General features: G+C 61.0%; 12 protein-coding genes. 8 read left to right on the forward strand and 4 right to left on the reverse strand.

All coding sequences use genetic code 11. The annotated features are described in order from the left end of the window. Positions 1-23: 23 nt before the first annotated feature. The 3 genes from FY152_05055 (at position 24) to FY152_05065 (ending at position 1542) form a co-directional block, all read left to right on the forward strand. A complete protein-coding gene (locus FY152_05055; GenBank protein UXS31491.1) occupies positions 24-350 on the forward strand; it encodes an NIPSNAP family protein in 327 nt (108 codons plus the stop codon). Beyond that, positions 347-706 carry an antibiotic biosynthesis monooxygenase gene (locus FY152_05060; GenBank protein UXS31492.1) on the forward strand — a complete coding sequence of 120 codons (360 nt, stop codon included), beginning with the start codon at positions 347-349 and terminating at the stop codon, positions 704-706. The genes FY152_05055 and FY152_05060 overlap by 4 nt, the downstream gene beginning before the upstream one ends. A gap of 131 nt (positions 707-837) precedes the next feature. Beyond that, entirely contained in the window at positions 838-1542 is a 705-nt protein-coding gene (locus tag FY152_05065; protein UXS31493.1) for an SDR family oxidoreductase, read from the forward strand. 189 nt (positions 1543-1731) lie between these two features. Here FY152_05065 and FY152_05070 read toward each other — a convergent pair whose 3' ends face one another. Then, positions 1732-4656 (reverse strand): ribonuclease E/G, encoded by a 2925-nt coding sequence (locus tag FY152_05070; protein ID UXS31494.1) that lies wholly within the window; start codon positions 4654-4656, stop codon positions 1732-1734. A 645-nt stretch (positions 4657-5301) separates the two neighbouring features. Here FY152_05070 and FY152_05075 point away from each other — a divergent pair. From FY152_05075 to FY152_05090, 4 genes are all read left to right on the forward strand, one after another. After that, positions 5302-6564: an N-acetylmuramoyl-L-alanine amidase gene (locus FY152_05075; protein ID UXS31495.1), complete on the forward strand. Its 1263-nt coding sequence runs from the start codon at positions 5302-5304 to the stop codon at positions 6562-6564. 327 nt (positions 6565-6891) lie between these two features. Then, positions 6892-9339 carry a penicillin-binding protein 1A gene (locus FY152_05080; protein UXS31496.1) on the forward strand — a complete coding sequence of 816 codons (2448 nt, stop codon included), beginning with the start codon at positions 6892-6894 and terminating at the stop codon, positions 9337-9339. A gap of 98 nt (positions 9340-9437) precedes the next feature. Further along, positions 9438-10569, forward strand: a protein-coding gene (locus FY152_05085) for a peptide chain release factor 2 (GenBank protein ID UXS31497.1) whose coding sequence is annotated in 2 segments (ribosomal slippage) — positions 9438-9506 and positions 9508-10569 — 1131 coding nt in all. Because the reading frame shifts where the segments join, the coding sequence is not laid out codon by codon here. 73 nt (positions 10570-10642) lie between these two features. Continuing rightward, positions 10643-11122 carry a cysteine hydrolase family protein gene (locus FY152_05090; GenBank protein UXS31498.1) on the forward strand — a complete coding sequence of 160 codons (480 nt, stop codon included), beginning with the start codon at positions 10643-10645 and terminating at the stop codon, positions 11120-11122. 3 nt (positions 11123-11125) lie between these two features. Here FY152_05090 and FY152_05095 read toward each other — a convergent pair whose 3' ends face one another. Together FY152_05095 and FY152_05100 are read right to left on the reverse strand one after the other, a co-directional pair. Continuing rightward, positions 11126-11626 carry a hypothetical protein gene (locus FY152_05095; protein UXS31499.1) on the reverse strand — a complete coding sequence of 167 codons (501 nt, stop codon included), beginning with the start codon at positions 11624-11626 and terminating at the stop codon, positions 11126-11128. Positions 11627-11647: 21 nt separating this feature from the next. Then, positions 11648-12421, reverse strand: a complete 774-nt coding sequence (locus FY152_05100) for an NAD kinase (protein ID UXS31500.1) — start codon at positions 12419-12421, stop codon at positions 11648-11650. 298 nt (positions 12422-12719) lie between these two features. Here FY152_05100 and FY152_05105 point away from each other — a divergent pair, with 298 nt between their 5' ends. Further along, on the forward strand, positions 12720-13637 hold the full coding sequence (locus FY152_05105) for a PhzF family phenazine biosynthesis protein (protein UXS31501.1): 918 nt from the start codon (positions 12720-12722) through the stop codon (positions 13635-13637). Between the two features lie 99 nt (positions 13638-13736). On the opposite strand, the gene FY152_05110 is transcribed toward FY152_05105, so the two are convergent. Further along, positions 13737-20087 (reverse strand): hypothetical protein, encoded by a 6351-nt coding sequence (locus FY152_05110; GenBank protein UXS31502.1) that lies wholly within the window; start codon positions 20085-20087, stop codon positions 13737-13739. Between the last annotated feature and the right edge of the window lie 270 nt (positions 20088-20357).

Below are 20357 nucleotides of genomic sequence, written 5' to 3' on the forward strand. Positions count from 1 at the left end.
GGTAAACCACGAGGAGACAAACGATGCTGACCTGTTTCATCCGCTACGAGATCGATCCTTTCAAGGTCGACGCCTTCGAACGATATGCCCGCACATGGGGTGAGGCGATACCGCGCTGCGGGGCCGATCTGATCGGTTATTATGCGCCGAAGGAGGGATCGAGCACGATTGCCTACGGTGTCTACAACATCGAAAATCTTGCCGCCTACGAAGCTTACAGGGCAAGGCTCGCCGTCGATCCTGCGGGGCGGGAAAATTACGAATTCGCCCGCCGCGAACAGTTCATTCGCCGCGAGGACCGGCTTTTCCTGCGTCTCGCCTCCGCTCCGCACGCCGGAGGCGGACAATGATCGCCGTCATCTTCGAGGTCTGGCCGGCTGAAGGCGAGAAGCAGCATTATCTCGACATCGCGGCAGGCCTGCGGGCTGAACTGGAAACCATCGACGGTTTCCTGTCCGTCGAGCGGTTTCAAAGCATCGGCAATCCTGACAAGATGCTGTCTCTGTCCTTTTTCCGGGATGAAGAGGCGGTGAGGGCATGGCGCAACACCATGCTGCATCGCGCCGCGCAGTCGCTGGGCCGGTCCGGTGTTTTTTCCGATTACCGGCTGCGTATCGCGCAGGTGATCCGCGACTATGGCCTGGAGGAACGGGAGGAAGCGCCAGTCGACAGCCGGAAAGCCCATCCGGCAGAGGGAACAGCTTAGGCTGATGTCTCCAGCATCAGTTTTTCTGCATGCCGCTGCAAGGCTTTCTGGTTCGAACTCGCCTTTGAAACCCGTTATAGATGGGCCAATGTGGTGTGCGACACCCGTCGGATTGGACAAGGAGAAAAGCGATGTCGGCAGAAAAAGTAGCGATTGTAACGGCAGGCGGCAGCGGCATGGGGGCTGCCGTGGCGAAACGTCTGGCCGCGGATGGCTACAAGCTCGCAATCCTGTCGTCATCGGGCAAGGGAGAAGCGCTGGCGCAGGAGCTTGGCGGCATCGGCGTCACCGGCTCCAACCAGTCCAATGACGATCTCCAGCGGCTCACGGATCTGACGCTCGAAAAATTCGGCCGCATCGATGTGCTGGTCAACAGCGCCGGCCATGGCCCGCGCGCCTCCATCCTCGATATCACCGACGAGCAATGGCATACGGGTCTCGATGTCTATCTGATGAACGTCATCCGCCCAACGCGGATCGTGGCGCCTGCCATGGTCAAACAGAAGGCGGGCGCGATCGTCAACATCTCGACCGCCTGGGCTTTCGAGCCGAGCAGCATGTTCCCGACCTCGGCCGTGTTCCGCGCCGGCCTTGCCTCCTACACCAAGATTTTTTCCGATACCTATGCGGCCGATAATGTGCGCATGAACAATGTGCTACCCGGCTGGATCGACAGCCTGCCGGCGACGGAGGAACGCCGAGGGAGCGTGCCGATGCAGCGTTACGGCAAGAGCGAGGAAATTGCCGCCACCGTGGCATTCCTTGCCTCTGAGGGGGCAGGTTACATCACCGGCCAGAACATCCGCGTCGATGGCGGCCTGACGCGCTCTGTCTAAAGGGTAGGCGTAATGTGGGGCCATTTCCCACATTCGACGTCATCCTCGGGCCTGACCCGAGGATCCATGCCTGCAACCGGTTCCGGATACTCGCCTCAAGTCGAGGATGACGCAGGAGAGGAAAATGATTGGACCCCAAAAGCAAAACGCCCGCAACATGGTTGCGGGCGTTTTTTCATCCAGTTTCTATCAGAAGAAACCCTTGCGCTGCCACCAGCCGCCCTTGCGCGGCTTCGGCTCGTCACCATCGGGATTTGCCGTCGTACCGGAGGAGGTCACAACCGGCTCCGAACTGGAGACGTTGCTACCCCGGTTCGCGCGGACTTTTTCTTCCGTTGCAGATGCTTCCGGTTGAGAAGCCAGATCGGCCGAGGCTGCACCGACTTCCTCGATAGCGACATCAACGACGGTCGCTTCGACGATTGCCGGCTCAACGACCACTGGCTCGACCGTTTCAACGGCTTCTGCCTTCGGTGCTTCTTCCGTTTCCGTCTTGGCCTTCGCCTTGCGGGTACGGCGCGGCTTTTTCGGCGCTTCTTCTTCAACGATGTCAGCGACAACGCCTTCCACCACCTCGGCAGCGACCGGCTCTTCGGTGACCGGAGTTACGGCGGAGGCCTCTTCGCCTTCACCTTCCGTCTCGCCTTCGTCGCCAGCTTCGGTGCCTGCGGCATCGAGAGCCTCGTCTTCGGCGCGGTTGCGGCGGCCGCCGCGCTTGCCGCGACGACGGCGCTTGCGCTTGCCGTCCTCATCGGACGTTGCAGCTTCGCTTACGCCGTTTTCATCGGCTTCCGCTCCGGCCTCATCGGTTTCGACGCTATCGTCATCGTCCGAATCGTCGCCTTCGTTTCCGGCTTCGGCATCAAGCGCACCGTTCTGTTCATTTTGTCCGCCCTTGCCACGACGGCGGCGGCGACGCTTACGCTTGCGCTTGCCGTCCTCGCCATTGTCGCTCTGCTGCGGTTGCTGGCGCGGCTCGGCGCTCTGGGCCTTGACGATTTCTTCCTCGTCTTCGTCCTCTTCCACCTCGGCGACGAAATCGTCTTCCTCTTCCACGAAGTTCGGAAGCATCTGGATGAGGCTTTCGATCTTCACCGGATTTTCAACGGCTTCACCGCGATCAATGGCGAAATGCTGGGCGCCGACGCTCGAATCGGCGGCGATGATGATCGACACGCCGAAGCGGCCTTCATAATCGACGATCGTGCCGCGCTTGTGGTTGAGCAGGTAAAGCGCCGTTTCCGGTGTGGTGCGAACGGTGATGTTATGCGTCGTGTTGCGCAGCAGATATTCCTCGATACCGCGCAGAACATGCAGTGCGATAGAGGATTCCGAACGCACATGGCCCGTGCCGCCGCAATGCTGGCAGACCTGCGTGGTCGATTCCAGCACGGAAGCGCGGATGCGCTGGCGCGACATTTCCAGAAGACCGAAATGCGAGATGCGGCCGACCTGGATGCGGGCGCGATCGTTCTTCAGGCAATCCTTGAGCTTCTTCTCGACGGCGCGGTTGTTGCGCTTTTCTTCCATGTCGATGAAGTCGATGACGACAAGGCCGGCAAGGTCGCGCAGGCGCAGCTGGCGCGCCACTTCTTCCGCCGCCTCGAGATTGGTCGTCAGCGCGGTTTCCTCGATGGAATGCTCGCGGGTCGAACGGCCGGAGTTGACGTCGATGGAAACCAGCGCTTCCGTCTGGTTGATGATGAGGTAACCACCGGACTTCAACGTGACCTGCGGCTGCAGCATCCGGTCGAGCTGGGCTTCGATGCCGGAGCGCGAGAAGATCGGGTGAATGTCGCGGTAGGGCTGAACCACCTTGGCGTGGCTCGGCATCAGCATCTTCATGAAGTCTTTTGCTTCACGATAGCCTTCCTCGCCGGAAACGATGATCTCGCCGATATCCTTGTTGTAGAGATCGCGGATCGAGCGCTTGATCAGCGAGCCTTCCTCGTAAACGAGGCAGGGTGCCGTGGAATTCAGCGTCAGCGTGCGGACATTTTCCCACAGGCGCATCAGATATTCGAAGTCGCGCTTGATTTCGACGCGGGTGCGGTTGGCGCCTGCGGTACGCAGAATGACGCCCATGCCCTGCGGAACCTCCAGATCGCGCGCGATTTCCTTCAGGCGCTTGCGATCGGTCGGCTGGGTGATCTTGCGGGAAATACCGCCGCCGCGCGCCGTATTCGGCATCAGCACGGAATAACGGCCGGCAAGTGACAGGTAGGTGGTGAGTGCGGCACCCTTGTTGCCGCGTTCTTCCTTGGCCACCTGCACCAGAAGGATCTGACGGCGCTTGATGACTTCCTGAATGCGATACTGCTTGCGCGGCTTGCGGGCGACGCGGTCCGGAACCTCTTCCATCGCGTCTTCGGCGCCGACGGATTCGATCACTTCCTTTTCGTGATGATCGTCATCATCATCGTCGTCATCATCGTCATTGCCGCGGCGAAGGCCTTCGACTTCTTCGGAAATCGTATCGGTATCGACCATCGCTGCCATCTCGCCGCCGGTGCTGCCGTCTTCTTCGGCAGAGGCTTCAGCGGCTTCGGCTGCTGCTTCTTCCGCAGTCTTCTTCTTGGCGCGGGGGCGGCGGGTGCGCTTCTTCGGCTTTTCTTCCTCAGCGGGCGCTTCTTCTGCTACGGCCTCGACGGCTGCCTCTTCCGAAACCTCTTCCGCGACGGCTGCGGTTTCTTCCGTAACAACGGTTTCAATGGTTTCGCTCGCGGAAACGATGCCAACGTCCGGCTGGTCCACCTGCGAAAGGTCGATCATCGGTGCTGCGGGTTCAGGTGCATCAGCTGATTCGAAGTCGTCGCTGCGACGATGATCCTCGGCTTCCGCTTTCAGGAGGGCCTGACGGTCGGCAAGCGGAATCTGGTAGTAGTCCGGATGGATTTCCGCAAAAGCGAGAAAGCCGTGGCGGTTTCCACCGTAATCGACGAAGGCCGCCTGAAGCGAGGGTTCAACCCGCGTTACCTTGGCAAGGTAGATATTGCCGCGGATCTGCTTTTTGTGCTCCGATTCGAAATCGAATTCTTCGATCCGGTTCCCACGGACAACGACTACGCGTGTCTCCTCTTCGTGGGAGGCGTCGATAAGCATTTTGTCTGCCATGTAAGCTGTGCTCCTCGGCGCAGCCTTGTTTTATACGAGAACAGGCCCGCCACACGGACGAGCCTTTCATATGAGTGCAAGGATGTGCCGGAAATGAAGTCTCCGGCCGGGCCTCTGTAAACTGGCAGCATCCGGACCGACGGCGAGGCGCTTGGCCTGCTCCTGGTATCCGGTTCATGTGAAAACTGCTGCGACATCATTGGCCAGGCGGAACGACAATAATATATAGACCCCTTGGGATCCGATGAATTTGCTCTCCTCAGAGCGGCGGTGGCATTGCCACCGGGTAGGTCTCCGGCCACGGCCGGAATTGATCCAGTTTCAGGATAAATGTAACGACGGCAGATGATTGCCCGATTTGCAGCGCCAGCGTCTTTTTCGATTGGCAGCCGGCGGGCATCTATCCCGTCAACACTTTTAACCCTCGTCCTTGTTGTATGTTTTCTCTGTCATAATAGCAATAGGCTGGCTAAATATGCCATATTATTGGTGGAATTTCCGGGTTAATAATTGGTTCACCAAGGCCTGCGATTGTGGGGCGCAAACGCGCAAACAAACGTCCGGCGTGGTCGAAATCGTGCCGTTCGCGGTGCTTTTCCGCCCCATTTATCGAAAATGACTGAAATACGGAATTTCTTGAAGACCATGAATTTCACGCGCAGCGCAGCGATATTCGGTGGGGCAGGGCCGCTTGGTGCGCGAATCGCACGGATTGCGGGCGCCTTTTCGTTTCTTGTCGCCGCTTATGTTTCCGCGGTTCCCGCTGCGGCCCTGGCCGCCGAGCCGCTTGTCGTCCATCAGGCCCGCATCATCGGCGATGAAGCGCGTACCCGCATCGTTCTCGATTTTGCCGAAGAGCCGGAATTCGATGTTCACTATCTCGATTCGCCAGCCCGCATCGTCGTGGATTTTCCGGCGGTGAATTTCGCTTTTCCCGCATCCGACCTCAAGCCGACGGGCCTGTTTTCGGATATTCGCTTCGGCAGCATGGGGCAAAACAGCGCCCGCATCGTGCTGACGGCGAAAAAACCGGTTCAGGTGGCGGTTGCAGAAACCAAAAAGGGCGATGATGGCGCGTCGTTTCGTTTCGTTCTCGATACGGAGATCACCACCAAGGGCAAATTCGCCGAACTGGTGAAGGAGCAGCAATGGCAGGTGCCGGCGCCTGTCACCACCGCCGCAATCACTCCCGGCGACAAGACATCGCGTCAGGCGGAATTCGTCATAGCGGTCGATGCCGGCCATGGCGGCATCGATGCCGGTGCGACGGGCGGTGCGACCGGCACGGAAGAAAAGGTCATCACGCTCACCTTTGCGAAGGAGCTCGCGGAACGGCTGAACAGGGAGCCGGGTATCAGGGCCTTCCTGACCCGCGAATCCGACACGTTTCTTGCGCTGTCCGAACGGGTGACGATTGCGCGACAGAATAATGCCAACCTGTTCATTTCAGTCCACGCCGACACCCTGAAGCAGAAGGGCATCCGGGGCGCCACCGTCTACACATTGTCCGATCGGGCATCGGACCGGCAGGCGCAGGAACTGGCGGAGCGCGAAAACAAGTCCGACCAGATCGCCGGTGTGGCCGCCTCCACCGAACCGCCCGAGGTCGCCGATATCCTTCTGGATTTCACCCGTCGTGAAACCCAGGCCTTTTCGGTGACGCTTGCTGAAAACATCGTATCTTCTTTCGAAGGGCAGATTGGCCTGATCAACAATCCGCATCGTTACGCCGGTTTCATGGTGCTGCGTGCCCATGATGTGCCCTCGGTACTGCTTGAACTCGGTTTTCTCTCCAATGCGGAAGACGAAAAGCTGCTTCTCGATGGCGAATGGCGCGGGAAGGTCGCCGACAGGCTGGCAACGGCGGTCGGACGGTATCGCGCCAAGGCCATGGCGAACGGTGGATGAAACGCCATCCGGCGATGCAACGCTACTGTTGCCGCCGTGCCGCTTGCAGCCGAAAAGCTGTTCAATTCTTGGGCCTTGCGGACGATTAAGGACGCAAAGCCCTATTTTACTCACATTCGCCGCGTTACTCGGGAAGCGGATTCGGTGGCAATCCGCAAGACGGCAGGTGTGCGATTGCGGCGGTTGGTCCGGTAACATATCGGAGAATGCTGCCCTATCCGGCTTGTCATCGAAGGTATGGTGTGCAAAACGGCACGCGATATGCAAGGATGCGCCCGTAAATCGTCGGGCGTTGATGGTTACGATTCGAATTATCGGTAGCTTGGTATGATCAGACTGATTGGATATTTTTTCGGCTTGGCCAGCGTGCTCTTCCTGTGCGCCGCCGCCGCCGGTGCAATTTATTTGCACGGCGTGACGAAAGACCTGCCGGATTACGCAGTTCTGAGCACGTATGAGCCGCCGGTAACAACCCGCGTGCATGCCGGCAACGGTGCGCTGATGGCGGAATACGCCCATGAAAAGCGCCTGTTCCTGCCGATCCAGGCCATACCCGACCGGGTGAAGGCGGCGTTCCTTTCGGCGGAAGACAAGAATTTCTACAACCATCCGGGTGTCGACGTCTTCGGTCTCGGCCGCGCCATTCTCGTCAATATCCAGAATCTCGGCTCCGGCCGCCGTCCGGTCGGTGCGTCCACCATCACCCAGCAGGTGGCGAAGAACTTCCTGCTGACCAACGACCAGACCATCGACCGCAAGCTCAAGGAAGCCATTCTTTCCTTCCGCATCGAGCAGACCTATTCCAAGGACAAGATTCTCGAACTTTATCTCAACGAGATTTTCTTCGGCCTGAATTCCTACGGCATTGCCGGTGCGGCGCTCACCTATTTCAACAAATCGGTGACGGAACTGACGATTGCCGAGACAGCTTATCTCGCATCGCTGCCGAAGGGTCCTGCCAACTATCACCCGATCCGTCGCGAAAAGGCGGCTCTCGAGCGCCGCGACTGGGTGATCGACCGCATGGCCGAAAACGGCTACATCACCGTCGCCGACGCCACGGACGCCAAAAAACAGCCGCTTGGCGTTAATCTGCGTCGCGGTGGCGCGCATATTTTCGCGTCCGATTATTTCGCCGAAGAAGTTCGCCGCCAGATTGTCGAGAAATACGGCGAAGAAGCGCTTCTTGAAGGTGGGCTCTCGGTCCGCACCTCTTTCGATCCGCAGATCCAGATGGAAGCGCGCAAGGCGCTTCAGGACGGTCTGGTGCAATATGATGAGCGTCGCGGTTTCCGCGGACCCGTCGAAAAGATCGAGACCGCCGGCGACTGGACGGCGGCGCTCGCCAAGGTCAAGGGCCTGCGCGACGTTCCCGAATGGAAAGTCGCAGTCGTGCTCGCCGTTGCTGCCGATGGCGTCGATATCGGCGTGCAGCCGGACACGGAAACGGAGGATGGCGACAAACGCACACGCGGCCATATCTCCGCTGAAAACATGCGCTGGGCCTATCGTGATGCCACCGGCAAGAAGGCGACTGCCAAGTCGCCGGTCGGTGTCGTGGCGGCAGGCGATGTGATCTATGCGCAGCCGCTTTCCAATTCCGGCAACGAATATCGTTTGCGCCAGCCGCCGAAAGTGCAGGGCGGCATGGTGGTGATGGACCCGCATACCGGCCGTGTTCTGGCCATGGTCGGCGGTTTCTCCTATGCGCAGTCGGAATTCAACCGCTCCACGCAGGCGATGCGCCAGCCGGGCTCCTCCTTCAAGCCGTTCATCTATGCGGCAGCGCTGGACAATGGTTATACCCCGGCATCTGTCATTCTCGACGCGCCGATCGAAGTTGTGTCGGGCGGTCAGGTCTGGAAGCCGCAGAATTACGGCGGGGGCTCCGCCGGTCCGTCCACGCTGCGTCTCGGTATCGAAAAATCCCGTAACCTCATGACCGTGCGTCTGGCGCAGGACATGGGCATGAATCTGGTGGCGGAATATGCCGAACGCTTCGGTATCTATGACAAGATGCCGCCGCTTCTGGCCATGTCGCTCGGTTCGGGTGAAACGACAGTCATGCGTATGGTCTCGGCCTATTCGGTCATTGCCAATGGCGGCAAGCAGATCAAGCCGACGCTGATCGACCGTATTCAGGACCGCTACGGCAAGACCATCTTCCGCCACGAGGAGCGCGCCTGCGAGGGCTGCAACGCGACAAGCTGGCAGAATCAGGACGAGCCCGTCATCGTTGACAATCGCGAGCAGGTTCTCGACCCGATGACCGCCTACCAGACGACGTCCATGCTGGAAGGTGTCGTGCAGCGCGGCACGGCGGCGGGCAAGATCAAGGTCGATCTGCCGGTTGCCGGCAAGACGGGCACCACCAACGATGAAAAGGACGCCTGGTTCGTCGGTTATACACCGGACATGGTCGCCGGCCTTTATATCGGTTTCGATTCGCCGGCACCTCTCGGTCGCGGCGGCACGGGTGGCTCGCTGTCCGCGCCGATCTTCGGCGAGTTCATCTCCGATGCGGCCAAGCACATGGAGCCGAGCAAGTTCATCGTGCCGAGCGGCATGAACTTCGTCGCTGTCAACCGCAAGACCGGCATGGCGGCAGTTGAAGGCGAACCGGACACCATCATGGAAGCCTTCAAGCCCGGCACCGGCCCGGCCGACAGCTTCTCGGTAATCGGCGCGGAAAACTACATGTCGCAGGAAGATATTCTGAAGACCTCGCCGCAGGCGCAGCAGGCCATTACCGGCGGCGGCGGCGGTCTTTATTGACCCCAGTTCAGGGATCATCGGGGGGCGCGGGTCTTTACATCCGCGCCCCCCGCATTTATTTGAGCAACGAGTTTCAATGAAGGCGAAGAACCAGCGAAATGCGCAATGAAATCGTGAACGTAGTCGACGAAATCAAGCAGGCCATAAGCCTGCTGAGGAGGCATCTTTGACTGGGACCAGGCAATAAGACGACTGGACTGGTTGAATAACAAGGCAGAGGACCCGACCCTCTGGAACGACGCCACCGAGGCCCAGAAGCTGATGCGCGAGCGCCAGCAGCTGGATGACAGCATCAGCGGCGTGAAGGCGCTTGAGCAGCAGCTCAAGGACAATATCGAGCTGATCGAACTCGGCGAGATGGAAGGCGACGACGAGATCGTCAAGGACGCCGAAGACGCGCTTAAGGCGCTGAAGAACGAGGCGAACCGTCGTCAGGTGGAAGCCATGCTCTCGGGCGAGGCGGACAGCAACGACACCTATCTCGAAGTGCACTCCGGCGCCGGCGGCACGGAAAGCCAGGACTGGGCGAACATGCTGCTGCGCATGTATACCCGCTGGGCGGACCGCGAAGGTTTCAAGGTCGAGGTGCTCGAAGTTCACGACGGCGAAGAAGCCGGCATCAAATCCGCGACGATCCTCGTCAAGGGTCACAATGCCTTTGGCTGGCTGAAGACGGAATCGGGCGTGCATCGTCTCGTTCGCATTTCGCCCTATGACAGCAATGCGCGTCGCCACACGTCGTTCTCCTCCGTCTGGGTCTACCCGGTGGTTGACGATTCGATCCAGATCGACGTCAACGAAAGCGATTGCCGTATCGATACCTATCGGTCGTCCGGCGCGGGCGGCCAGCACGTCAACACCACCGATTCGGCCGTGCGCATTACGCATATTCCGACCGGTATCGCGGTTGCCTGCCAGCAGGAACGCTCGCAGCACAAGAACCGCGCCAAGGCGTGGGACATGCTGCGCGCCCGCCTTTACGAGGTGGAGTTGCAGAAGCGGGAAGAGGCAGCCAATGCACAGGCCGCTTCCAAGACCGATATCGGCTGGGGCCACCAGATCCGTTCCTACGTTCTGCAGCCTTACCAGCTGGTCAAGGACCTGCGTACTGGCGTGGAAAGCACTGCACCCGGCAACGTGCTGGACGGTGACCTGAACGAGTTCATGGAAGCTGCTCTCGCTCACCGCATCAGCGGCGGCGCGGACGTGGAAGTGGCGGATATCGACTGAGACGCTGCAATGCGTTGATTGAAAATCGCCCCTCGCAAACCCATTGCGAGGGGTTTTTCGTTGGAGGAGATGCATGAAACAGGCGCTTTATATCGTCGACGTCCAGCCAAGCTTCAATCCGCCGGCTTCGCTGGTGGCGGACATAACCGCGCTCGCCGCCACCATGCCGAGCGTCGCCAGCGTCGAGCGCCATGATGAGAGCGTGACACCTTTCGAGCGGCAACTGGGCTGGAAGCCGGGCAGGGATGATTGCTCGCTGGTTCAGGCGGATCGGATATTCATCAAGCACGGTTATGCGCCGCCAAGGGAAGCGGTCGACCATCTCCTGTCCCTGAAGGTCGAGAGGGTGCTGGTCTGCGGTATTCAGGCTGATACCTGCGTGCTGGCCGCCGGTTTCACGTTTTTCGACGCAGGGCTTCACCCTACGCTGCTGCCGTGGCTGACGGTTGGTTCAAGCCTCGACCGCAGCGGCGAACTCGGCGCCAGATTATGGAAACATCATTTCGGCGCAGTTCTTTCCGGGCCGCATGAGCTTAAACCGGACGGGCTCTAGCCGTCAGTTCGAGGCTTTCTCGATCTTCATCTCGCCAAGCTCGTCGATCAGGATCGTCCAGCTTTCCGCTTCCTTGGCCATCGGGTCGGTTTTCAGATAAACGGTCACGAACAGACCGGGTGAGGCGGATGCGCCGTTCGAACTTTCCGGACGAATATCCGTGACGTAGGATTTCATCTGGTTGAACTCTTCCAGTTCGACATTTTCGAGGAGATTGGGGCCGTCGGCGGTAAAGACGATGCGCTGCAGGTAGACCTTCGCGGTACCGTCCCCCTGGCGAATTGCAACCACCTTGTAATAACCGCGTGTCGGCGCTGCTGGCGGCGGCCGCAGCTGACCGTCAGCGCCTTTCACCGGTTCCAAATTCTGCTCTTCCCACATGCCGCTGCTGACGACGAAGATCGCCGAGACCGGCAAGGCGTCGATCGCCTCCGTCTGCGCCCGTGCGGAAAGCACGGCGGTGGCGAGAAAGAGAGTGGCAAGGATCGGTGTTTTCAGATGCATGGCTATTGTCGGTCGTTGGCGTCAATTGTTGAATTGTTCAGCGAGAACCCGGTCGGACCACGAACGGTCCGGATCCGAGAGAATTCTGGCCGTTCTGTCCTGCGATTGCGCAATCCGCACATGGCGCACGGATTTCACCTCCGTATGGTCGGCCACGGCGTTCACCGGGCGCTTGTCACGCTCCAGAACATGAATGTCGACCGTCACCTTGTTCGGCAATAGAGCGCCGCGCCAGCGGCGTGGCCGGAATGCGCTGACGGGGGTAAGCGCCAGAAGCGGTGATTCGAGCGGCAGGATCGGCCCATGGGCGGAGAAATTATAGGCCGTCGACCCCGCAGGCGTCGCCACCATCATGCCGTCGCAGATCAGCTCTTCCAGCCGAACCTTGCCATCCACCTCGACGCGAAGCTTGGCGGCCTGATGCGACTGCCGGAAGAGGCTCACCTCATTCATGGCGAGTGCCGTAAACTCGTCGCCATCGGAATCCGTCGTCGTCATGCGCAGCGGATGAAAATCATTGCCTGTCGCCACCGCGATGCGCTCGCGCAGGCCTTCCACGCGGTAGTCATTCATCAAAAAACCGACCGATCCCCGGTTCATGCCGTAGACGCGTCTGCCGGAATTCATCGTCTCGTTGAGGATTTGCAGCATGAAGCCGTCGCCGCCCAGCGCGACGATCACCTCCGCTTCCTCGAAAGGCGCGTTGCCGTAAGCCGTTTTCAGCTCCTCCATCGCCATCTGCGCCTCCTCGGAGGCGGATGCAACGAAGGATAGTGAATAGGTAGAATGCGACATCCGCTTCCCTCGACAACGACGCAAACCGCAACCGGCTTGTGACAGATGCTGTAACCTGTTGAAGTGGCTCGTAATCTCCAAACCGGCAGGAGCACGGTCGCTTGCAAGCCACAAGACCCGTCCTTGGTACATGAAGACGGCGGCTGGCCACAAGGCCTTTCGGTTAGGCAGGCGTTCGCCTTTACAGGAAGCCGGTCCACAGCTTCTTGGTTTATGGCTTCGGACAAGGGTTGCGATGCGGGGCGGCGTAAGGCAGTTTGCGCAAGGCAGGCGGAATGACTGATGGCAGGAGACGTGTGTGGTGCTGAACTACAATATCTACGATGTCTTTACCGAGACCAAAATGGCGGGAAACCCGCTGGCGGTCATGTATGACGCGGATGATCTCGACAAGGCGACAATGCAGGCGATCGCGCGGGAAATGAATCTTTCCGAGACCGTTTTCGTCAATCGTTCGGGCAATCCCGCCCACGCAGCGTCGGTACGCATATTCACGCCTTCAGGTGAATTGCCTTTCGCCGGCCATCCCACCGTCGGTGCTGCGGTCGCTATCGCCGAGCGTAACCGCGGCGAGGGCGATGACGATATCGACATGGTCTGCGTGCTGGAGGAGCAGGTGGGCCCGGTGCGCTGTGCGGTCAAGATGCGCGCCGGCGCGGTCAGCTTCGCCGAATTCGACCTGCCGCGCAAATCTTCGCGCGTCGACCTGCCGCTCGATCATGCCGCGCTTGCCGATGCGCTGGGTGTGAGCGAAGGGCATCTCGGCTTTGAAAATCATGTGCCGTCGATCTGGACGGCCGGCGTGCCGTTCCTGTTCGTGCCGTTGCACAATATCGCCGCCATCAGGGACATGGATTTCGATGCCAATCTGTGGCTGCGCACCGCGCCGCTGGTGGAAGGACGCCTGGCGGCGGCCTACATCTACTGTCGCGGCGGCGTCAATCATGCGGCAAAGTTCCATGCCCGCATGTTCTCACCGGATATGGGGATTTCCGAAGACCCCGCAACCGGCTCTGCCGTCGCCGCCCTTTCCGGCGCGATCCATCATTTCGACGGCCTGACCGATGGGCACTACCCTATCCTCGTAGAGCAGGGCGTGGAGATGGAGCGGCCTTCTCACATCCACCTGCGCATGGACATCAAGGATGGCGAAATCGCCCGCGCCCGCATCGGCGGCCACGCGGTGCGTGTTGCTTCAGGCACGTTCGAGCTTTGATTTAGCAACCGGCTGAACTCCAGTCTAAATCCGCCTGTCAGCCAAAATGAAAAACCCCGGTCGTGACCGGGGTTTTCTTGTTTCTACTCGCACCAGAGATCAGTTAAACCGACCCGCCGCATGGGCAAGCATCGTATAGACCTTGCCGGTATCGGAGGTGAGGTAGGACTGGGTGACACTCCGGTCGCGATCGGTACGCGCCACATCGGCGAGCAGCTTTTCGAAATCGGTGATGTAGCGGTCCACGGCGGTGCGGAATTCGGCTTCCCGCTCGTATTTGCGCTTGATCTCGTCGAAGGTCGTCTGGCCCTTCAGCGTGTAGAGGCGACGGGTGAAGACGTCGCGTTCGCCGCGCTGGTAGCGGCGCCATAGCTCAACCGACGCATCGTGGTCTATGGCGCGGGCAATGTCGACGGACAGGGAGTTCAGCGATTCGACCATGTGGCGCGGATTGCGGGTGTCGGCCGCACGGGTCGGCTGCTGCTCAGTGCTGGCGCGTGGTGTGGACGCTGCTGGCGTTTCCTGTGACGCGCCACGCAGCAGATCGCTGATCCAGCCGCCGCCTTCTTCGCGACGTCCGGCAGGCGCTGTTGCCGTCTGCGACGGGGCAGGTGCCTGACGGTTTTCGACCTGACGGTTCTCAAGCGGCAGCGTACCGCGCAATGCAGGTGCGGCAGCAGTCTGCGGCTGCGCCGGGCGCTGCTGTACCGGAGCGGCTGCTGCCGGCTGCGGACGCGTCTCGACGCGGCGCTCGGCGGCTGGCTGGGTCGCTGCGATGGCGCGGGCAACGGGTTCGGAGACTTCCATCTGGTGGGTCGAACGACCGACAAGCTGGGAAATATCCTGCAGGGCCTTGATCTGCTCGGAAACGGCGCGGCGCATGGCGGCAGCGCTTTCCTTGGCCTCTTCCGGCAGGTCGAATGCGCCGCGCTTCAGTTCGGCGCGGGTTGCATCCAGCTCGCGGCGGATGTCGTGGCTGGAGCGGCGAATTTCGTCCGTCGCGCCGGCAAAGCGGCTGACAGCTTCTTCGACAGCCTGACGCAGGGTTTCCTTGAGGTTGGCGGCGGCGGCATTGGATTTTTCCGAGGCGCTGCCGAGAAGATTGTCGACTTCCGAAAGCGAGGACTCGACACCGCCCCGCAGGCGGTTGACCAGCTCGTCGGAATATTTCTGCGCGTCGGACAGCGTGCTTTCGATCGAGCGGCTGGCATCCTGACCGGCGGCGAGCAGGGCGCCCCGCATGGTCTGTGCCGCCGAGCGGGCGCGCTGCTCGGTTTCATCGAGCGAGCGGCCGATATCGGTAAAGGACGCCTGCAGATTGTCACGCAGATTGCCGGCGACGTTCTGCGAACGCTCCTCGGCGTCGTTGAGCGTGGTTTCCACAACGCCGACGACATTGCGCATGGCGCTTTCGATTTCCTCGGAACGCTTGACAAGACCGACGGACAGGCTGCGAAGCGCATCCTGGCGTTCTTCCAGCGTGCCGACGAGGCTCGACTGTGCGGCATTCAGCAGTTCGGACGCCTGGCTCAGCACCTTCGAATGTTCCTCGAACCGTCCGACGATGCCGGCAACCTGCGCCAGCGTCTGACCGGAAATATTCGACAGACGGTCGATCTTTCCTTCGAGCAGACGGCTGGAGCTGGACACCATGTCGGCGGCCTGCGAGGCGCTATCGGAGAAGCGGGTCGCCGATGCGTTCAGCGCTGCGTCGGCCGTGCCGAATTCCTGTGCGGCGCGCTCGACGGCGGAGTTGAAGTTGGTTGCCGACTGCTCGACGATTTCGGCCATGCTGTTATGGGTCTGCGACAGCATGTCGGTGCTCTGTCGGGTGGCGGCGACCAGCTTGTTGGCCGCATCGCTGCCCGAGCGTGCATATTTCTCAATGCCCTGCTCAACGGCATCCGCCATGGCGGTATGCGTCTGCGACAGCATATCCGTGCTCTGGCGGGTGGCCGCGACAAGCTTGCTCGCCGCATCCGTGCCGGCATTGGCGTAATCGCTGATCGCCTGTTCCACCATGCCGACCATGCCGCTGTTGCTCTGCGACAGAAGCTCGGCGCTCTGCTGGGCGGCGGAAACGATCTTTTCGGCGGCTTCGCGGCCGATGGTGGCATATTCGTCGACGACAGGCTTGGCCTTCTCCTCGATCAGGCGCGACAGTTCGGCGGAACGGCTGGCCAGCATCGAGTTGAGTTCGCGGGTGCGGTTGTCCAGCGCAGAACGGATGGATTCGCCGCGGGCGTCGAGGGCCGATTCGACGCCCGTGAGCGTCTCGGAGATAACACCGACCTGCGAACGCACGACCGCTTCGGCCTCGGCGACCTTGTTGACGATGATGTTGCCAGCCTCGGAGAAGGTCTGGGCAACGGCGGCGGCCTGGCCGGACAAGCGCGTCTGCGCATCGGAGATGCGGCTGACGATCTCGCCGGAACGTTCCTCGATGGCCTTGGTGAAGGCCTCGTTCTGCGCCTGCACCTGCTCGGCGAATTCCGAACCGGACTTGGCAAGCAGCGCGGAGGAGCGAACGGCTTCCTCATCAATGCTCTGGGTGGCGGAGACGACCGCGCCACGCAGGCTGACGGCAAGATCGCTTGCCTTGCCCTCGATGGTGCGGTTGACGTTTTCGAGGCCGATCGTCAGCGCCCGGTCCATGGTGCCGAGACGTTCATCGATGCGGGCGGTACCGGCATCAAAGGTTTCCGCCAGGCGGCTGGTGCGGCTTTCGAACGTGTCGGTTACACGTATGGCCTGCTCGTCCAGAATGCCGGTAATGCGCTGCGCGGCGTCGTCGCTGGTGCGGGCAAAGGCGGCCGTCTTGTCTTCCAGCGCATCGGCAAAGCGACGGCCGGCATCCTCGATCGAGGTATTGACGTTGGCCAGATCGCCACCGACGCGTGTCTGCAGGGCGTCGAGCGACGACTCGATACGAGCGCCGGTCTCGTCGAGACGGGTGGTGACATTGCCGATCGAGCTCTCGATTTTCGAGGACAGGGCGTCGGTCGCGCCGCCGATTTCCCGAGCGGCTTCGCCGATCTTGACGGCAATGTCGCCAGCGCTGTTGCGAAGGCGCTCTTCCAGCGTCGCCGCACTGCCGTCAATCGCCTTCTGCAGTGTTTCCTGCTGGGTTTCGAGCGAAAGTTCGAGCATGCTGGCGCTGGACGCGACCGTGGTGCCGATCATCATCGCCTGCTCGGACAGCATGTCGCCCATCTGGGTCGTGGCCGAGCTAAGGGTCGCTGCCATATCGGCGTGGCGCTGGTCGAGCGCGGTGCGAATATCCTCATGCGATTGCGACAGATTGCTTTCGAGGCGGGACACGCCTTCTTCCACTGTCTGCGCAAAACGGCTGCTGCCATCTTCCACAACGGTTTCGATGCGGTTGGCCGCGCCGGAAACGCTTTGTTCGATCAGACCGCTATTGCGCTCCAGCGAGCCGGCAATGCGCTCCGCCTGCGAGCCGAGCATCGTTTCCAGCCGCTCGTGGCCGCTGGCAAGCGCGTTTTCAAGCGTGAAGGCGGTGGCTTCGAGACGTTGGCCGACACCGGCCGCCGCAAGCGAAAGCGACGACGTTCTGGCATCCATGGCCTCGGCAATTCGCTCTTCCACGCCCGAAATCGTCATGTCGAGCGCCAGCGTGCGGCTGTCGAGCGCGTCGGCGATGCGTTCCTCTGCGCTGGAGACGATACCCGAAAGGGCGGAAGTACGGCTGTCCAGGGCGCTGGCAATACGGTCTTCGACACCGGAAACGGCGCTGTGCAAGGCGGCGGTGCGGCCGTCGATGATATCGGCGATCTTTTCCTCGACACCGGAGAAGCTCATGTCGAGCGCCATGGTGCGGCTGTCGAGCACGTCCGTGATCCGCTCTTCCGCGCCGGAAACGACGTTTTTCAGCGAATCCGTACGGCTGTCGAGTGCGCCGGCGATACGACTCTCGGCCCCGGCCACCAGTTCGCCAAGGACTGCGGTGCGGGTGTCGAGCGCTTCGGTGATTTTTTCCTCTGCACCGGAAAATGCCATGTCGAGCGCCATGGTGCGGCTGTCGAGCGCATCGGCGATGCGTTCTTCGGCGCCCGAGACCACAGCGTTGAGCGCTGCGGTGCGGCCATCCAGCGTTTCCGCGATGCGGCTTTCGGCACCGGCGACCACGTCGCCGAAAGTGGCCGTGCGGCTGTCGAGTGCGCCGGCGATCTTCTCTTCAGCGCTGGCAACAATGCCGGTGAGGGCAGAGGTGCGACTGTCGAGCGTTTCGGAAAGTCTTTCCTCGACATTGGCGAAGGTCATGTCGAGCGACAGGGTACGGCTGTCCATCGTGTCGGCAATGCGTTCCTCGACACCCGAAATCGCGCTGGAAAGGGCAGCGGTGCGGCCATCCAGCGTGTCGGCGATACGGCTCTCCGCACCGGAGACGACGTCGTGCAGGGCAGCCGTGCGGCTTTCCAGCGTATCGGAAATGCGATCCTCGATGCCGGAAACGGCACCGGTGATGGCGGCAGCCCGGGTTTCGAGCGTTTCCGAAAGGCGGCGCTCGACATCGGCGACGACACTGTTGATCGCGGCTGCACGTTCGTCGAGCATCGCGGCGAGGCGTTCGGCCGTACCGGAGACGGAGCCGGTGATGGCCAGCGAACGGCTGGCGAGCGCCTCGTCGAAACGGTCCTGGCTGGCCGAAAGCGCGCCGAACAGGGCGTTGCTGCGTTCCGCCAGGACGCTGTCGATCTTCTCATGCGAATTGGCGAAGGCATTGGTGATGTCGGCAGTGCGCTGGCCGATTGCATCGCTGAATTCGCGGGTGCGGGTTTCAAGCGCGCTTTCGAGCATTTCCTGGCCCGTGCCCAGCGCGGTTGCGAGCGCCAGAGACTGATCGGTCATGGTGGTGCCGATGCGCTCAAGACCGCTCGACAGCATGGTATCGAGGGCTTCGGAGCCGCCGGCAACGGTTTCGTTGATCCGGGCGAGGCTTTCCATCAGCTTGCTGTCGAGGCTGCCGGCGCGCTGATCGAAGGCGCTGGCGAATTCCGCCACATGTTCGTCAAAGGCCGAATTGACCTGGCCGACCGTCGCCTGCAACCGTTCCTCATAGAGGCCGGAGCGAAGATCGAGGTCCATGATCGCATCGTCAGCCGTGCTCTGCAGGCTCTGGCGGAAGGAAAGACCTTTTTCCTCGAGCGTCGTGGAGAGCTTGTCGAGCACGGTATCCAGCGAACCGCCGATGATCTGCTGGCCGCGATCGATATTGCGGTTGAGTTCAAGGGTGCGGGTGGACAGGGTCTCGTTGAGCTGGCGGGTGCGTTCCTCCAGCGCGCTATTCAGGCTTTCCACACCGCTGTCCAGCGTCGAAGCGTGGATCGCGAAACGTTCGAGCAGCACTTCACCGCGCTCATCCAGCGTCGAGGTGAGGTTATGCAGGCGCATGTCGAACTCGTTGGAGATCGTCGTGCCGGAGGAATTCAGGGCCTGAAGCAGGTTTTCGGTCTTGGCGGCGATCAGGCTGCCCATCGCTTCGGTCGAGGCGCGCGATTTTTCCAAAAGCGCGGCCGAGCGGGTGTCGATCATCGAAGCGAAAGCCTCGCCGGTCGTGGCGATCCGCATCGAAAGCTCTTCGCCGACGATAGAAAGCTCTTCCTTGATCTGTTCCTGCGCGCCGACGATGGAGGAGCGGATGCGCTCCGCATGGTTGACGATGGCGTCGCGCTCGGCGGTCAGTTCCTGCACTAGGCTGCGCACGCGCAGTTCATTGTCGGCATAGCTGCGTTCAAGCGCGTTGACCTCGGAGTGAACGAGGGTTTCGAGTTCCGTCGCGCGAGCAATGGTGCGCTCGATGCCGTCATTCATGGCCGAGACTTCGCGGCGAACCGCCTGTCCGACGGACATGATGCGGTCGGATGCGACCGTTTCGGGTTCCGCAAGGCGAAGGGCGACTTCGGCCATGGAGCGGGCGGCGTTCCGCAGATCGCGGGCGCGTGCCATCATGATCGCAAAGGCGAAGAACAGCATGACGGGAACGAGGATGCCGACGACGATCGCCATCAGGCCGGGAATCGCGGTGAGATCGGCAAGCGAGCCGATGTTCCACAGCGCATTGCCGTAAAGAAGATGCGCGACACCGAGGCCGCCGAGCGCCCAGATCACCGACATGATCGTCGCGTTGCGAAGCGCGCCGCCGATGGAGCCACCCTCGAGCGACTTCAGGATCATGGCCGGGCTGCGTTTGGAGCCGTCATTGGCTGCCTCGAGATTGGGCGATTTGGGCGCCTGTTCGGCAGGCGCGCGCGCGGCCTCGGGAGCAGGGGTCTGTCTGCTTGCTTCCTTCAATCTGGCCTCCGGCTGCTTCGGCGCTGCAGTTTTCCGCGTCTCCGGCTTTTCTTCGAAAGCGCCAAGCTGCAAGGCGTCTTCCAACGCCTGAAATGCAGTCTCGTCGACAGAGTCGCTGATCTTGTTATTCGCCATGCGGTTACGCCTCGTTACACATACGCCCGGCTTCATGCCGTTGACCACTTGCGACCCGCAAGCGGACTGCCGCCATCATGCCAGCGGAACATTATCCCTTATGAGAGAACAATTCCGCCATTTACCAAATCCCGAATTGCTGGTGATCCAGCTTTCGGGCGAAATTACATCACTGTGCCGGAATAACAAAGCTTGAGCTCAAGCCCTGCAGGAACGGCAGTACCGTAGTGACACATTTAGGTGTTCGAAACAATTAATGCGGATTTGCGA

It is taken from the genome of Agrobacterium tumefaciens (genome assembly GCA_025560025.1).
GTDB lineage: Bacteria > Pseudomonadota > Alphaproteobacteria > Rhizobiales > Rhizobiaceae > Agrobacterium.

What these genes read in the sequence shown, in the direction of transcription:
- FY152_05065 (UXS31493.1), top strand. Translation starts at nt 838, where the DNA reads ATGTCGGCAGAAAAAGTAGCGATTGTAACGGCAGGCGGCAGCGGCATG.
- FY152_05110 (UXS31502.1), bottom strand. Translation starts at nt 20,087, where the DNA reads ATGGCGAATAACAAGATCAGCGACTCTGTCGACGAGACTGCATTTCAG.
- FY152_05100 (UXS31500.1), bottom strand. Translation starts at nt 12,421, where the DNA reads ATGTCGCATTCTACCTATTCACTATCCTTCGTTGCATCCGCCTCCGAG.
- FY152_05075 (UXS31495.1), top strand. Translation starts at nt 5,302, where the DNA reads ATGAATTTCACGCGCAGCGCAGCGATATTCGGTGGGGCAGGGCCGCTT.
- FY152_05060 (UXS31492.1), top strand. Translation starts at nt 347, where the DNA reads ATGATCGCCGTCATCTTCGAGGTCTGGCCGGCTGAAGGCGAGAAGCAG.
- FY152_05090 (UXS31498.1), top strand. Translation starts at nt 10,643, where the DNA reads ATGAAACAGGCGCTTTATATCGTCGACGTCCAGCCAAGCTTCAATCCG.
- FY152_05055 (UXS31491.1), top strand. Translation starts at nt 24, where the DNA reads ATGCTGACCTGTTTCATCCGCTACGAGATCGATCCTTTCAAGGTCGAC.
- FY152_05095 (UXS31499.1), bottom strand. Translation starts at nt 11,626, where the DNA reads ATGCATCTGAAAACACCGATCCTTGCCACTCTCTTTCTCGCCACCGCC.
- FY152_05080 (UXS31496.1), top strand. Translation starts at nt 6,892, where the DNA reads ATGATCAGACTGATTGGATATTTTTTCGGCTTGGCCAGCGTGCTCTTC.
- FY152_05070 (UXS31494.1), bottom strand. Translation starts at nt 4,656, where the DNA reads ATGGCAGACAAAATGCTTATCGACGCCTCCCACGAAGAGGAGACACGC.